The organism is Vibrio sp. dhg, from assembly GCF_003443775.1.
Classification (GTDB): Bacteria; Pseudomonadota; Gammaproteobacteria; order Enterobacterales; family Vibrionaceae; genus Vibrio; species Vibrio natriegens.
Genome location: NZ_CP028944.1, coordinates 864,767 through 880,029 on the forward strand (window position 1 = coordinate 864,767; position 15,263 = coordinate 880,029).

The following is a 15,263-nucleotide window of genomic DNA, read 5'->3' on the forward strand; positions in this document are numbered from 1 at the left end:
CGTCTTAAATCAGTTAGTGAGAGTAATCATTTCTCTCACTATGCACATCAGAAAAATATTCAATAAATTCAAACTGCATGCCGTGATCTTCCATATAGTAGACGTTCTTTCTGAACGGGTGCTCATCACCTCTATGATCCAGTTCGTACCCTGCGAGCCTCAAGCGTTCGATGAGCGCCTCTACATCTGGAACCACAATCCCAACATGTTTGACGCCAGTAAATTGCGATGTCCAATGGTTCGCTTCTCCTTTCCCTCCTGAAGAGATCGCAATATAAGAATGGTCGTCGCCAACGTGAAACCATTCAATCGTTCGACCAAACCAGTTATCAATTTTTCCGCCGCCACGTACTGTCCACTCAGGAACCGCTGCAATTAAAAATTGAATGGTCTTCTGCGCATCGACTACGGAGATATTGGCGTGTTCAACGTAACTTTTCATTGGTGTTTTCCTTTTTTCTTCTCGCTTTCATGTCCTTACTACTCACTCTAGAACCTCAAGTTAAGTTGAGGTAAAGGGCGATTTTGAATGTGGATACAAAAATGAGATGGCGATCAAATACGGAATTAGTTGAAGCTCGCGCATAAAAGCCTCAGAATGTCGCACTTTTCGCGGCGAAACTAATTTCGACGTGTTGTTATCTAACTCGACAATTGAGAATCATACATATGGGTTTTACCTCGTTAGGTCTATCTGCTCCAATCCTTAAAGCTATTCAGGAAAAAGGCTACGATACCCCTTCTCCAATTCAAGCTCAGGCAATTCCGGCAATATTGGAAGGGAAAGACGTCATGGCAGCAGCACAGACTGGTACAGGTAAAACAGCAGGCTTTACGCTGCCAATCCTGGAGCGTTTGTCCAATGGACCTCGCGTTCGTAGTAACCATATTCGTGCTTTAATCCTGACCCCTACCCGTGAGCTTGCGGCTCAGGTACAGGAAAACGTCTTCATGTACAGCCGTCACTTGCCGCTTACGAGCGCCGTGGTATTTGGTGGTGTAAAAATCAATCCGCAAATGCTGCGCCTGCGTAAAGGTGCGGATGTACTGGTCGCGACTCCAGGTCGTCTAATGGACCTTTACAGCCAGAACGCAATTAAGTTCGACCAACTGGAAGTACTGGTGCTGGACGAAGCGGACCGTATGTTAGATATGGGCTTCATTCGCGATATTCGTAAGATTCTCGATTTACTACCTAAGCAGCGTCAGAACCTACTGTTCTCTGCGACGTTCTCAAATGAGATACGCGACCTTGCGAAAGGTTTGGTGAACAACCCTGTCGAGATCTCAGTTAACCCAGCAAACTCTACAGCACGAACTGTTGAACAAAGTATTTACCCATCAGACGTGAAGAAAAAAGCGCCGATGCTGGTGAAGCTGATTAATGATGGTGACTGGCGACAGGTACTGGTATTCATGCGTACAAAACATGGCGCAAACCGCTTGGCTAAGTTCCTGGTAGAGCAAAATCTACCAGCGGCAGCGATTCACGGTAATAAAAGCCAAGGTGCACGTACCAAAGCACTGGCTGATTTTAAATCGGGTGAAATTCGTGTGCTGGTTGCGACTGACATCGCCGCTCGCGGTATTGATATTCCTCAATTGCCACAAGTTGTGAACTTTGAATTGCCAAAAGTTGCAGAAGATTACGTTCACCGCATTGGTCGTACTGGTCGTGCGGGCGAAGTGGGCAAAGCGATCTCTCTGGTTTGTGCGATTGAAGCGCCAGAATTATTTGCGATCGAGCGTTTGATCCAAGAAGTGTTGCCACGTAAAGAGCTTGATGGCTTCGCACCAACGAATGTCGTGCCAGAGTCAAAACTGGATACGCGTCCGATTAAGCCGAAAAAACCAAAGAAACCTAAAAAACCAAAAGCACCTCAAGCGGAAGGCAGCAACACGCAACCTGCCGATAAAAAAGCCTCTAACGGTGCAGGTAAACCTAAACGCCGTTTCAATGGTAACGGCAAGGGTAATAACAGCGGCAACAAAAATGGCACTAACCAAGCCGGAGCGGGTAAACCAAAAGGTAACCGTGAAGGCCAAGGGCGCTCAAACACCCAACCAAATGGCAACAAGCCAAATGGAAATAAAAGTGGTAATGGCGGGAAGCCAGCAGGTAATCGCAAGCCACAAGGCGCTAAACCAGTCAGCAATAAGCCATCGGGTCAGCGTCGCAAGGCTCGTCCACAACCAGCAAACTAACTCTGCCTCTGGCACGTTAACCTGATTGAAAACCACAAAGCCGCTCATCACATGAGCGGCTTTGTTTTTATGCCAAACGAGTCAATTATTTCAAAGGAGTAATACGAATATCCGCAATTTGAGCTTCATTCAGCTCACCTTCAATACCGCCCGCGTAAATGTACGTTTCGTTCGACTTGAGATAGCTCATATTGAAATGATCCTTCAGGGCAATCTGATAAGTCATACCTTGTTCAAGCGCGATTTCAACGGGTGTTGAGTAACGCATGCCCTGGTTTTCACCAATATGCCCCATCTGCAAGTAACCTTGGCCAACGACGGTGCCTGACTCATTGGTCACTTCTAGCAGCTTAATGGCGTTAGTGATCCCCGTATTAAGCTGGCCCAAATTATTGTTGTACCAAGCATCAAACTGGTAAGTACCACTTGATGGTACTGAGAACGACTCCAGCCCATTCACTGTGCCACTATCTTTGTTTACGGTGACAACGGAGACATCCTCTTTCAGAGGCTGATAATCCCCTTCCAGTTTGATACGAATCTCCTCGCCGATACAAACAGGCTGACTTGGGTTTGAGCGGAAACCCTGATCATTGATGCTTTCCGCTATGTAGCAGGCAAAACCTTCTGGCACATCTGTGTATGTCTGTGCAGCCACGTTAGACTGAATTAAATCGCCATTGCGGTATAAGTTCACGTTGTATTTGCTCTCTACAGCAATGCTGACTGAATTGTCTTCTGATGTCGCGACCAAGCTAGGTTCTTTCGGCGAGTAAACACGGCTATCTTCGCTGGCGTATGGTGCAACGCCCGAGACCAGTTTTACTTCACTCTCAACATTGACCAATCCACCTAATGTCACGCGGTAGCTTCCATCTGCATCCAGAGTGACATTTTCTACCTGATAGTAGCCGGTTTCATCTTCGCTGACTTCAGGCAACTCAATCGTCACCGAGTAAGTTTTCCCTTTGAATGCAAAATTTTCCAGCGTGATTTCATCAGACTGAGCGAGTAAGTGATTGCGTACCCAACTGGTAATAAACGGTTTTATCTCAAGCTGACCCGTTTCGGTATGGATGCCAAAAATAGTTTCCACCACCATATTCAGGTAACCACCCACAGACCACAGCTGACGCTGAGAGTTAATGACTGGACCATCAAGACTTGGGTCTTCACCATGATCACTGTGAATAATGAAAGATTTACCCGATAACCACTCTAGGTTTTCCATGTTCGACAAGTTGGTTGCCGTTCCACGAACCAGAGATTGAATTGCATTGTTCGCCGCAGCAACATTTTGTGTTTGGTGTGCAGCGCGCAAGCTATACGCTGTCACAAATGGCCAGATTGCCCGGTTGTGATAGACAGGAACATCCGGTTGTTGAGGGAAATAAACAGGTACACCAAACTCACTGTGTGGGTAATTCGACATGATTTGCTTAGCTTGTGTGTCTGTCGCGATGCCACTGATGATCGCAAGCGCCTCACCCAGCATGTCGTATTTATCGACGGCGATGTCTTTGCCGTTGTCGAACAGGTAACTCACATACATGCCGCGCTCTGCATTCCAGAACTGGGCATTAATGTCAGACTTCAATTGCTCTGCCCATTCACTGTATTTCACGGCATTAGTCGAGTCGTATTGCTCGGCCAATTTCGCGGCAAGTTTTAACGCGCGGTAGTGGACCACGTTAGTCGACAGCGCTTTGCTACTGCCTATGGCATTCACGTCATCAGGCGTCCATGTGGAATAAGTTTGTTCACGCCAGTCAAGGAAGGACTGTTCACCGGTATAAAGTCCTGATTTAACGTCAAAAGCAGCAAGTCGATCGGCCTCTAACGTGTTGCTGATCGCTTTATAAGCGCGTTCAGCAAACTGGCTGTATTCTTCTCCATCCAGCGCCGAAAGTAATCGTTCAGCACCGAGTGCCCAAGTGGTTCTGTCCGTACTGATCGGCCAACTTCCGCCTGTACCAGTATCCTGTACAATTTGCTCACCATCGTACTGTTGCTCTGTCGTTTCGCGGAAAGCAGACAATTTAAAGTTCAAGCCATTTTGAACGCGAGTTGGGTTCATAAGAGCAAGAGAAAGATCCGCAGCATAGGCGAGATCTCGCGTCCAGACATAGTGCCATTTTGCGCCCGTCTCAAAAACTTCGGCTTCAATTGGGTTGTTGTAGTTGTAATTACCATCTTGGATTTGTGAAACCGCAAGTTGATCCAGCTCTTTCATCGTCAATGCAAACAGCGCATCGAACGCCACGTCACCCGACAAAACTCGTGGCCCCGCTTGCTCATTAACAACCACGCCCTGATCCAGAGCATCTCTTAGCTCGGTCGTGGTTGAAATACCAAACTCACGCATCTCTGCACCAGGGTCTTTCACTGAGAAAGTAACGGTGTCGCTGGAGTCATCATAATTGGCAAACAGTTTTACCTCTGTGCTCTGATGCCCCTCGTGAACCATTGCGGGATCTAAAATCGCATCAGAGTAGTATTTTTCTGCTTCTTCTTGGGTTGCTTTTGTCACTGTCATGGTCGCGCGACTTTCATCAGCAAAGCTTACAGAAAACTTGTAGTAGCCTTTATCTGCAAACGTGATCTCCGAGTTACAATCATCGTTCATACACGCTTCATTGCTATCGGGTTTTGGCAAGTAATCCTGAGCTTCATCAAACGCCGCGGGCTCCTCAAAATAGGTGTATTGAATCTGCCACCCCGGATCAGCAATCTTAAACTGATTACTACCTCGAGCGACGCGAAGTACGGTTTCGTACTCATTGTTACCCAAATAGTTTAGCTTGGCATGGTCAGCCGTGCCCCAATCCCCGTTTAATCCTCGCAAATATAAATCTGCTGAAATAATAGGTTTGTCGACAGGTTCAATCACCTCTGACGAATCAGAGCCACATCCAGCCAGACCAATACAAGACGCGACAGCAAGCGCAATAAAGCTCGGTTTCATGTTCATTCCTTAGATTGTTATTTTGGGCGTTAGTCTAAGGAACGCATTCTTACGAGAAAAATAGGTAAAAAACGCTTAGCTATAGATGACATCTATACCTCTACCCTCCAACGGTGATTTAGATCTATGAATCTCAGATTTTTCCTACAAATTTGAATGCCAAGTTTGTGATTCGTCCATGAAAGTGTGCAAAATACCCCGCGCTTAAAAAGGGGTAAGTAGAAATGGATAAATCTCTGCAGCAATTTTTACTAGTTGCTCGCTGTCAAAGCATCAGTGCCGCAGCAAAGTTGGCGGGGCTTAGTCAACCGACCGTGACCAGTAATTTGAAGAAACTTGAAGAGAATCTTGGCGTAACACTGTTCGAACGTCGTCCCAATGGCATGGTTTTAACTGAATATGGCCGAATCCTTTATCGACACAGCAATGCGATGCAACACGAATATAACCAAATGATGCAGAGCATTGAAGAAAGAAGGCAATATCAAGTCGGCAAGATAAAGATGGGAACGGGCGATGCGTGGTGGCCGTTGTTTGTAAAACAAGCGCTTAATGATCACCTTTCTAAATTGCCATCCGCATCTACGCATGTTGAGTTTGGTAATCACCTCGGGCTCATGGATTCTTTGATCAACGAACAAATTGAGTTTTTTATCGGTCATGAAATCGTCGGGTTGTCTTCTAAGTGTGATGTCACTTTTATTCCTTTATTTCAAACCGTGGATGCGTATTTCGTTTCTCCCGATCATCCTCTGTTAGGAAAAGTCGTCACAGACGAGATGCTGCATGAGTACCCTGCTCTCTCTGTCACTTATGATGCGAAAAAATTTAATCACGTTATCGATAATCCCATTCCAAAGCAGAATGAGCGCGAAAGACAACAATTGGACGACAGGCCAACCTACGAAGTGGATTCGTTACTTGCCAGTATTGATATGTTGAAAGAGAGTGTAGCGGTCATGTCATATACCCGTCATTTGCAACCCTATCTCGAATCCTTTGGATTGCAATGTCTAAGAATGGCAAACGAACCAAAACCGGGAACGGTAGGAATTTATCGTCATCGGCGCGAAACCTCCGAGCCACACCTTGATTTAATCTCAGGTATTACTCAGCGAGCTAAATTACTCAGTTAAAAAAGCCCCAACACAAGTGTATGTTGGGGCGTGAGTAAGGTAAAAACCCTTATGCAATCAACTTAAATTAAACGACTTGTAACTCGCCATTTCGCCAAGGTTCGATGACAACTTTAATGTGGTCGTTTGGTGTCATAAGTTGCTTAAATGCACCTTCAACGCCATCCATACCCACTTTAGCCGTCAGCATTTTCTGCCATGGCACTTTACCTTCCGCGATGGCTTGAAGACATTGCTCAAACTCATGTGGCTGATAGTAGTAAGAGAATCGTAGATCAAGCTCTTTTACTGTCGCGTAAGCATAGTTGATACTCGTAGGTGTGGTATGAATACCAGTCACCACAATGCGAGCGCCAGCTGGAGCACGGCGAATAAAGTCATCAATCAAGGTGTGTTTGCCCACACACTCAAAGATAACCAGACGCGAACCTGCTGCAACTTCGGCACCGACGACAACTTCGTCTTCTTTGGTCGGATTTACCGTGCGCGTTGCACCAAACTCTTTCGCCAGTTCCAGCTTCTCATCTTGAATATCGACCGCCAGAATATTGGTAACACCACGCAGTTTAAGCGCCGTGATAGCCGCAAGACCAATAGGACCACAACCCACAACCAATGCCACTTCATCGTTCTGGATGTCACTGCGGTTCACCGCATGCAAACCAACCGCCAGAGGTTCTGTTAGCGCGGCAGCTTCTGAAGGTACATTCTCAGGAACAGGCAGAAGCAGTGCTTCATCAAGCAAGAAATATTCAGAGTAAGCACCATGAATACCCGGAGTCACACCAACACCAGCGCCATTTTGGCTCATGAGGATCGGCACAGAAGTCACGCGACTACCAACCGGCAGAGCTTGTTGTGTATCATCACCGTATTCGACGATTTCCGCACAAAACTCGTGACCTAGCATGACTTGAGTATGGTCATCCATGCTTTCTGACATCACACCAAGCTTGCGGTAAACATCAAATACTTCGTCCGTATGACGTGCGATGTGTAAATCTGAACCACAAATACCACACGCTAAGCTACGAACAAGTACTTGGCCCGGTGCTGGTTTAGGCACATCCACCTGTTGCAGGTGAACGCCGCCATCCTGCATTACGATACTGTTCATTGTTGTCATGGAATTACTCTCCAAGCTCGTCGCTTAAAGCTGCAATCGCACCTGGCTTGATGTAACGCGGTGTGATGCCCTGAGCTTTAGCCGTTGCGATAACCACTTGCTCGATCCAACCCGCGTCCATGATGTTCATGAAGTTACCGTCTTGGTCAAAGTTGATGTTCGCACCTTGAATGACCATAAAGCCATCAGCACCGCCTGACTCTTCTGGACAGTGGAATGTATGGATAGAACCGCCTGGCTCGTACAGGTAGCTGCCAGCCGTTTGTTTTTGATCTGGGTATTCGGTGTAGTGCCACATACCGCTTAGCGTGTAGAAATGCACCACGCCTGTGTGGAAGTGCTTAGGTAGTGTAATTCCTGGCTTAAACTTCGCTCGAATTACCCAAGTGCCGTTTTCTGGGTCAAGAAACAGCGGGTAAACATCGACACCCGGTAGTGCATCTTTGATGATTGACTCTTCATTGGTGTTTAGAGTTAACAGAAAATCCTGATGCTGAATAACTTCTGGTAATGACATAATTTGCTTCCTCGCTTTTGTTGTAATTAGACTTCCACGTCTTAGCCCAGTAGTGGGTATTTAAAATTCTCGAAACCGTCTGATGCACTGACTGTGCAACCGTTAATGCAATTCGCTTTTTCGCTGACCAAAAATGCAACCACGTTTGCGATTTCTTCTGTCTGAGTAAAGGTATCGCGCATCTGCTCTTTGCGGATGTGGTCCCAAAGGCCAATCGCTTCATATTGGCGCAACATTGGTGTATCCACGCGACCCGGTGCGATGGCGCAAACACGAACACCCAACGGTGCCAGCTCCAAAGCTGCACATTTTGTCATCATGTCGACCGCGGCTTTGCTCACGTTGTAAGTGAACGTCATTTCCGCCGCCATTTGCGCGTAAACAGAAGAGGTATTAAGGATGACTCCAGGTGTGCCTTGTGCCTGGAACTGACGTCCTGCCGCCAAAATGCCGTAGTAAACCCCGTTTTGGTTGACCTTAGAAACGGGTTCAAAATCAGCAACCGGATCATGCTCTAGCAGCGGTTTCGCTAAACCAATGCCAGCGTTATTAATCATGATATCCAGCTTGCCAAACTCCGCGACAGCGTAGTTGACCATGGCTTCTACTTGCTGAAAATCCGTCACATCCGCCGAAAAGGTTTTTAATGATTTCGGGTCAGCGTCTTTATAAACGTCAAGCGACTGCTCTGAAATATCGACAGCCAGCACGTTCGCTCCCTGCTCACGTAGCTTGCCTACGATGGCCTGACCAATTCCACCAGCGGCACCAGTGACGATCGCAGTTTTGTTCATCAATTCCATTTAGCTTCCCTTCTACGATATGTTATGAAAATGTAACTTAGATCAACTCATTGACACTCACTTGACCTTTTGCGAATAAAATTTGATATATTGCGATTTACAAACCATTAACATTTCAAAATCGAGATATGTATATCGTTAGAAGCGGTGCAGCAGACAAATTTGATAGTTTAGTTTCTGAACACGGACAGAATCCGATAGAAATAATGAAACAGGCAGGGCTTTCTGCTGCCCAGTTCCGCGATCCCGATACTTACATCGCCAATTCGAGGCTGGCCGAACTGCTGGAAGTCGCAGCGTTACGTTGTCAGGAACCGATGTTTGGAGTCTTATTGGCTCAACGGCAAAGCTTTAATGCTTTAGGTGACTTACCTATGCTGGTCGCTCGCGCTGAAACGGTCAGAGAGGCATTATTACGTGCTAATGATTACCTCTATTTGCAATCTTCCGGTGTTAAATTCTCGATGACACCACAAGATGATTGGATGAAACTTGCTTTAACTATCGATACCTACAGTGAACAGGTGACAACGCAACTGATGCAAATGAGTGTCATGCAGATGGCTAGGTTTATGGCGAACTTACTCAATATTGATATGAATAGTTTCACCCTGTACCTGACTCAATTTGGCAGCTTGGAAAACCGAAATGGCAACTCAGCCCCGTTACCCAAGATCCGATTTGGTGAGAAATTTAACGGCATTATGCTCAAGGCGAGCCTGCTTGATACTCGAAACCATCAAGATGAAGACGCGTTAGATCGACACTTTCAGGAGCATCTTAAATACCTGCAAAATCGCTATCCGGATAATCTGAGCGATCAAGCCAGAGATATGATTGGGCGATTATTGCCTACAGGTGAATGCAGTGTCGAACAAGTTGCCAGAGCATTAGACATGCACCCGAGAATGTTACAAATAAGATTAAAAGAGCGCGGGAAAAATTATAGCCTGCTCTTGAGACAAGTGAGGCAGAGTCTGGCCGAACGTCGCCTTAATGAAAATATCCAAAGTATTACCGATATCGCCCTACAACTTGGCTATGCCGAAACGGCGGTCTTTAGCCGTCACTTTCGTCAATGGACGGGTAAGTCACCGAGTCAGTGGCGAAAAGATCATAAATTAGAAAAAGTAAAAGAGCGCTAATAGCAGCACTCTTTTACTTTCAGTTGGTTGATTTACTTATACGACTTAAGTAAACGTTAAAGCTCTGTACCATTTGAAGCGATAACTTTCTTGTACCAATCGAAAGAGGCTTTCTTTTTACGATCTAAGGTACCTTCACCCTTGTTGTCTTTATCGACATAAATAAAGCCGTAGCGTTTTTCCATCTCACCAGTGGATGCGCTCACCAAGTCGATACAACCCCAAGGTGTGTAACCCCACAATTCAACACCGTCTTTTACTGCCTCACCCATTTGCTCAATATGCGCTTTCAGGTAATCAATACGGTAGCTATCGTTGATTGAGCCATCTTCTTCGACTTTATCGAACGCACCCAAACCGTTTTCAACCACCATCAAAGGAATCTCATAACGAGCGTAGATTTCATTCAGTGTGTAACGCAGACCAATTGGGTCAATTTGCCATCCCCAGTCTGATGCTTGCAAGTAAGGGTTCTTCACGCCGCCCATTAGGTTACCTGACGTCGTGTCCTTACTTGAATCCGCGGAAACACAGTTCGACATGTAGTAGCTTAGTGTGTAGTAGTCGACGGTTCCTTCAGAAAGAATCTCTGCATCGCCCGCTTCCATTTTCACTTCGATGTTATTTTCTTCAAAGTAGCGTTTTGCGTAGTACGGATATTGACCGCGCACCTGAATATCACCGCAGAAGTAGTTGTGCATTTTCATGTGTTCTTGAGCAAGTACAATATCTTCAGGATTACACGTGAACGGGTAAGTGGTCAGGAAGCAGATCATACAACCAACCTTATTCTCAGGATTGATCTCATGAGCCAGTTTTACCGCTTTTGCACTGGCGACAAACTGGTGATGCAGAGCCTGAAAACGTAGCTGCGGGTAGTCAACCTGATTAATAAAGTCTTCGGTACCTTCGTTAAGGATTCCCAAGCCTAAGTAGTTACCGATAGGCATAGTACCGATGTTGATTTCGTTGAAAGTTAACCAGTATTTCACTTTGCCATTGAAGCGCTTAAACAGTGTTTCCGCGTAACGCGTATAGCAATCGACAACTTCTCTTCCGGCCCAGCCGTTATATTCTTGAGTTAGGCCAAATGGCAGTTCGTAATGTGAAATCGTAACTAATGGCTCAATATCGTATTTTTTAAGCTCGTCAATAACGTCTTCATAGAACTTCAAACCCGCTTCATTGGGTTCCAGCTCCATACCGGTAGGGAAAATTCGGGTCCAGTTAATTGAAAAACGGAAAGTTTTAAAGCCCATTTCAGCGAACAAGGCAATGTCTTCTCTGAAGCGATGATAAAAGTCGATGGCTTCATGTGAAGGATAGTGAACACCTTCTTCAATAGTGCGAGTGATCCGGCGAGCAACGGTATGAGTCCCACCACTAAACATATCACTTGTACTTGGTCCTTTACCGTCTACGTTCCATGCCCCTTCAAATTGGTTTGCTGCGGTTGCACCACCCCACATAAAATCTTCTGGAAAAACGTTATTTCTCATTTATTTCACCATTATTCAATAAGTTAAATTATTTAACGCTCAACTCAAACCTAAGTTCACTTCAGTTCCGAGATGTATTTCTATACAATACAACACAAAATGAAACCGGTTACAACGATACTTAAAAATATTTTTTAAGGCTGATTGATGACGAAAATAAACCCAACTCCAACGTTTGGCATCATCATTTTTGGTTATTTCTTACCCTAAATGCCGCGCTTGAATGTGTTCTTAACGCCAGAAAAAGAGATCCGTATAGCGTTTTTAAATCGTCTGGCGACTGTTTCTGTGATCCAATTCTTTATTGCTTTTTATCCCTATTGATGTAAAAAGCGCTTTAGAACTATTCTGAAACCGGTTCCAAAAGCTTAGCTGTAAGTGAATATAATAAAGGGAAAGGTGAATATTATGGCTGCGGTAAGAGATTATGCTCAGCTTGCGAAAGACATTCTTGCGCAAGTTGGCGGACAAGAAAATATCACGAGATTTTCACGCTGTGCGACCCGTCTGCGCTTGGTGTTAAAGGAAACGCCTGATGGTGCTGCTGACAAAATTAAAGAAATGCCAGGCGTTATTACGGTTGTCATGAGTGGCGGACAGTTTCAGGTTGTTATCGGTACTCACGTACAAGATGTTTATGCCGCAATGTCATCGTTAGTTGATACTTCATTGATGTCTGAAAGTACTGAAAAAGTGCGACTCATGGACGCTATTATTGCGTCGATGTCATCCATCTTCGCACCTTTTGTTTATATTCTTGCTGCTGCTGGCATCTTGCAGGGCGCTTTAATTTTCGTCCACTATCTGGCTCCAAGCGTTGCCGGAACTGGCGCATTTGAAGTTCTGAACTTCATGTCCTGGACACCGTTTGTCTTTCTTCCTGTTTTTATCGCCATCACCGCATCCAAACATTTTAACTGTAATCCTCTTATTGCGATTCTTTGCTCATGTGCACTCATCAATCCATCTTGGGCAGACATGGCGTCGCGAATCGCTGATGGTGAATTAATAACCTTTTTAGGTTTACCGCTGGCGAAAACCGTTTATACCGCATCGGTGCTGCCACCTATTTTCATGGTTTGGGCATTGAGCTATGTAGAAAGATACATTAAACGCGTCCTACCTGATGTCGTTCGTGAACTGTTCACGCCGCTACTTTGCATGTTAATCATGGTTCCTGCGACACTGGTATTAATTGGCCCTGCAACCAGCTTCGTGGCAAGCCTGATTGCAACTGGCTACAACACACTGTACGACGTTGCTCCCGTCGTCGCCGCAGCTGTTATTGGTGGTATTTGGCAAGTATTGGTTATCTTTGGCGTGCATTGGGGCACCACTCCAATCGTCTTGGCAAACTATGAAAACTTTGGTTATGACTCAATTCAAGCCTTCTGTGGTATCGCCGTTGTGGCTCAAATGGCCGCCGCTTTCGCTGTCGCATTAAAGTCTCGTAATACTCGCATGAAAACGACCGCCTATTCAGCAGGCATCACAGGCTTCTTCGGCATTACCGAACCTGCAATTTACGGTGTGACATTAAGACTGAAAAAACCATTTATCTGCGGCTGTATCGGCGGCGCAATTGGTGCAGCGGTCGCGAGCCTGTTCAACACGTACTACTATGCTTATGCAGGGCTGACAGGCATTCTGACCGTAGTTAACGCGATTAACCCAGATAACCCAAGTTCATTTACTGGTGCACTGCTGGGCACAGGCATCACCATCGTTGTTACCATCGCTCTGGTTTATTTTGTTGGCTTTGAAGATCCAGTAGAAGCAGAAGACAAGCAAAAAAATGATTTAAACGTAACGCCAGAATTATCGCCTGTAATGAAAAAGACAGCGACGTTAGTTAGCCCATTAAAAGGCGAGATTATTCCTCTTGAAAGCGTTAACGATGAAAGCTTTTCACAAAAGTTATTGGGTGATGGTGTCGCTATCCGACCAGCAGAAGGAATTGTGAGAGCCCCATGTGACGCTGTGATTTCATCGGTTATTGGGACTAAGCATGCCGTCGGAATGACATCCACCAATGGTGCTGAAGTACTGATTCATGTCGGACTCGATACCGTAGAACTAAAAGGTCAATTCTTTGAATGTTTGGTCGAACTTGACCAACAAGTTAAAGCGGGTGACCCACTGATCAAATTTGATCTGCAAAGCATTGCTAACGCGGGTTATGACACCACCACACCGTTTATCGTAATGAACAGTGATGAGTACGAACTTGAACTGATCGAGCAAGATCAAGAAGACAAACAAATTGAAATTGGACAGCCTGTTATTCAAATGGCTTAAGGGTAAGTAAAGATGAGTAGTATTTTTCCTGAAAACTTTTTATGGGGCGGCGCAGTTGCAGCTCACCAGGTTGAAGGCGGATGGGACCGAGATGGTAAAGGTCCGAGTATCGTAGATGTGTTGTCCGGTGGTGATGTAAGCACTCAACGTAAAATTACCGATGGTGTGTTAGAGGGTTACCACTACCCTAACCACGAGGCTACGGCATTTTACGATCACTACAAAGGTGACGTCGCACTGCTGGCCGAAATGGGCTTTAAATGTTTCCGTACGTCGATCTACTGGCCACGTATTTTCCCTAAAGGTGACGAGTTAGTACCAAACGAAGCGGGCTTACAGTACTACGATGATCTGTTTGATGAGCTATTAAAACACGGTATTGAACCAGTCATTACCCTATCCCACTTTGAAATGCCGCTGCATTTATCGAAGGAGTACGGGGGCTTTAAAGATCGTCGCGTGGTCGATTTCTTTGTTCGCTACGCAGAAACGGTTATGCGTCGTTTCAAGAACAAAGTGAAATACTGGATGACGTTCAACGAAATCAATAACCAACGCGATTTGCATTTACCTCTGTGGGGCTACTCGAACTCAGGCGTGGATTACACAGTTGAGGAAAACCCTGAAGAGTGCATGTACCAGGTGGTTCACCATGAAATGGTAGCCAGTGCAAAAGTGGTCAAGTTGGGTCATGAGATCAACCCAGACTTCCAAATTGGCTGTATGGTTGCATGGGTACCTATTTATCCATATTCGTGTAATCCGGATGACGTCATGCTAGCTCAAGAAGCGATGCGTAACCGCTTCTTCTTCAGTGATGTCCATATGCGCGGCGAATATCCGGCATACACGCTGAAAGATTGGGAACGCAAAGGCTACAACATCAAGATGGAACCCGGCGATCTGGAGATCTTAAAAGAAGGCGTTTGTGACTATATTGGCTTCAGTTACTACATGTCGGTCGCGGTAAAAGCCGACGCTGAAGAAACAACAGAAGGCTCAATGAGCGGCTTTACCGGCAGCGTTAAGAACCCTTACGTTCAAGCCTCTGAATGGGGTTGGCAGATTGACCCTGTCGGTTTGCGCTACTCGCTCTGCGAACTGTATGAGCGCTACAACAAGCCACTGTTCATTGTAGAAAATGGTTTTGGCGCAATAGATAAAGTTGAAGAAAACGGTGAAATCAACGACGACTACCGCATTGACTACCTGAAAGCGCATATTGAAGAAATGCAGAAAGCGGTTAACTACGACGGTGTTGATTTAATGGGCTACACCCCTTGGGGCTGCATCGACTGCGTGTCTTACGGTACGGGTGAATACCGTAAACGATATGGCTTTATTTATGTCGATCGTCACGACGATGGCACTGGAACCATGGGCCGTAGCCGTAAGAAGAGCTTCTACTGGTACAAAGACGTCATCAGCAGCAACGGTGAAAAACTGTAAAGCGCCAGCGAGAAACTATAGATAGAACAATGCACCCTAAGCCCCGGCGAAGGGTGCATTTTTTTGTCCTGAAGATCGCTCATAAACCACGACCGCAGATAACGGATTTAAGTCAAAGCA

11 protein-coding genes are annotated in these 15,263 nt (G+C 45.8%); 5 read left to right on the plus strand and 6 right to left on the minus strand.

Features of this window, described 5'->3' with window-relative positions:
* Positions 1-13 precede the first annotated feature (13 nt).
* Complete coding sequence (locus DBX26_RS19610; protein WP_118120659.1) at positions 14-442, minus strand: VOC family protein; 429 nt, start codon at positions 440-442, stop codon at positions 14-16.
* Positions 443-669: 227 nt separating this feature from the next.
* On the opposite strand from DBX26_RS19610, the gene DBX26_RS19615 reads away from it, so the two are divergent.
* Complete coding sequence (locus DBX26_RS19615) at positions 670-2,205, plus strand: DEAD/DEAH box helicase (RefSeq protein WP_118120660.1); 1,536 nt, start codon at positions 670-672, stop codon at positions 2,203-2,205.
* Between the two features lie 85 nt (positions 2,206-2,290).
* Here DBX26_RS19615 and DBX26_RS19620 read toward each other — a convergent pair whose 3' ends face one another.
* Positions 2,291-5,170 carry an amylo-alpha-1,6-glucosidase gene (locus DBX26_RS19620; protein WP_118120661.1) on the minus strand — a complete coding sequence of 960 codons (2,880 nt, stop codon included), beginning with the start codon at positions 5,168-5,170 and terminating at the stop codon, positions 2,291-2,293.
* A 224-nt stretch (positions 5,171-5,394) separates the two neighbouring features.
* On the opposite strand from DBX26_RS19620, the gene DBX26_RS19625 reads away from it, so the two are divergent.
* Positions 5,395-6,306 carry a LysR family transcriptional regulator gene (locus DBX26_RS19625; protein WP_118120662.1) on the plus strand — a complete coding sequence of 304 codons (912 nt, stop codon included), beginning with the start codon at positions 5,395-5,397 and terminating at the stop codon, positions 6,304-6,306.
* A 67-nt stretch (positions 6,307-6,373) separates the two neighbouring features.
* Here the strand turns inward: DBX26_RS19625 and DBX26_RS19630 are convergent, their stop codons facing one another.
* The 3 genes from DBX26_RS19630 to DBX26_RS19640 are packed head-to-tail and all read right to left on the minus strand — an operon-like array spanning position 6,374 to position 8,752.
* A complete protein-coding gene (locus DBX26_RS19630; protein WP_014233719.1) occupies positions 6,374-7,432 on the minus strand; it encodes a zinc-binding dehydrogenase in 1,059 nt (352 codons plus the stop codon).
* A gap of 4 nt (positions 7,433-7,436) precedes the next feature.
* Positions 7,437-7,949: a 2,4'-dihydroxyacetophenone dioxygenase family protein gene (locus DBX26_RS19635; protein WP_014233718.1), complete on the minus strand. Its 513-nt coding sequence runs from the start codon at positions 7,947-7,949 to the stop codon at positions 7,437-7,439.
* Positions 7,950-7,990: 41 nt separating this feature from the next.
* The gene (locus DBX26_RS19640) at positions 7,991-8,752 is read right to left on the minus strand and encodes an SDR family NAD(P)-dependent oxidoreductase (RefSeq protein ID WP_014233717.1); all 762 of its coding nucleotides are present in this window, start codon (positions 8,750-8,752) and stop codon (positions 7,991-7,993) included.
* A gap of 128 nt (positions 8,753-8,880) precedes the next feature.
* Between DBX26_RS19640 and DBX26_RS19645 the strand changes: the two genes are divergently transcribed.
* A complete protein-coding gene (locus DBX26_RS19645) occupies positions 8,881-9,897 on the plus strand; it encodes an AraC family transcriptional regulator (protein WP_065300780.1) in 1,017 nt (338 codons plus the stop codon).
* 56 nt (positions 9,898-9,953) lie between these two features.
* Here the strand turns inward: DBX26_RS19645 and DBX26_RS19650 are convergent, their stop codons facing one another.
* Complete coding sequence (locus tag DBX26_RS19650; RefSeq protein WP_118120663.1) at positions 9,954-11,396, minus strand: glycoside hydrolase family 1 protein; 1,443 nt, start codon at positions 11,394-11,396, stop codon at positions 9,954-9,956.
* A gap of 408 nt (positions 11,397-11,804) precedes the next feature.
* On the opposite strand from DBX26_RS19650, the gene DBX26_RS19655 reads away from it, so the two are divergent.
* Both DBX26_RS19655 and DBX26_RS19660 read left to right on the plus strand, forming a co-directional pair.
* Complete coding sequence (locus DBX26_RS19655; RefSeq protein ID WP_118120664.1) at positions 11,805-13,694, plus strand: beta-glucoside-specific PTS transporter subunit IIABC; 1,890 nt, start codon at positions 11,805-11,807, stop codon at positions 13,692-13,694.
* A gap of 12 nt (positions 13,695-13,706) precedes the next feature.
* Positions 13,707-15,143 carry a 6-phospho-beta-glucosidase gene (locus DBX26_RS19660; RefSeq protein WP_118120665.1) on the plus strand — a complete coding sequence of 479 codons (1,437 nt, stop codon included), beginning with the start codon at positions 13,707-13,709 and terminating at the stop codon, positions 15,141-15,143.
* Positions 15,144-15,263: the final 120 nt, after the last annotated feature.

Coding starts and splice junctions, on each gene's coding strand:
- DBX26_RS19655 (WP_118120664.1), top strand. CDS start 11,805: ATGGCTGCGGTAAGAGATTATGCTCAGCTTGCGAAAGACATTCTTGCG.
- DBX26_RS19610 (WP_118120659.1), bottom strand. CDS start 442: ATGAAAAGTTACGTTGAACACGCCAATATCTCCGTAGTCGATGCGCAG.
- DBX26_RS19660 (WP_118120665.1), top strand. CDS start 13,707: ATGAGTAGTATTTTTCCTGAAAACTTTTTATGGGGCGGCGCAGTTGCA.
- DBX26_RS19625 (WP_118120662.1), top strand. CDS start 5,395: ATGGATAAATCTCTGCAGCAATTTTTACTAGTTGCTCGCTGTCAAAGC.
- DBX26_RS19615 (WP_118120660.1), top strand. CDS start 670: ATGGGTTTTACCTCGTTAGGTCTATCTGCTCCAATCCTTAAAGCTATT.
- DBX26_RS19630 (WP_014233719.1), bottom strand. CDS start 7,432: ATGACAACAATGAACAGTATCGTAATGCAGGATGGCGGCGTTCACCTG.
- DBX26_RS19635 (WP_014233718.1), bottom strand. CDS start 7,949: ATGTCATTACCAGAAGTTATTCAGCATCAGGATTTTCTGTTAACTCTA.
- DBX26_RS19640 (WP_014233717.1), bottom strand. CDS start 8,752: ATGGAATTGATGAACAAAACTGCGATCGTCACTGGTGCCGCTGGTGGA.
- DBX26_RS19645 (WP_065300780.1), top strand. CDS start 8,881: ATGTATATCGTTAGAAGCGGTGCAGCAGACAAATTTGATAGTTTAGTT.
- DBX26_RS19620 (WP_118120661.1), bottom strand. CDS start 5,170: ATGAAACCGAGCTTTATTGCGCTTGCTGTCGCGTCTTGTATTGGTCTG.
- DBX26_RS19650 (WP_118120663.1), bottom strand. CDS start 11,396: ATGAGAAATAACGTTTTTCCAGAAGATTTTATGTGGGGTGGTGCAACC.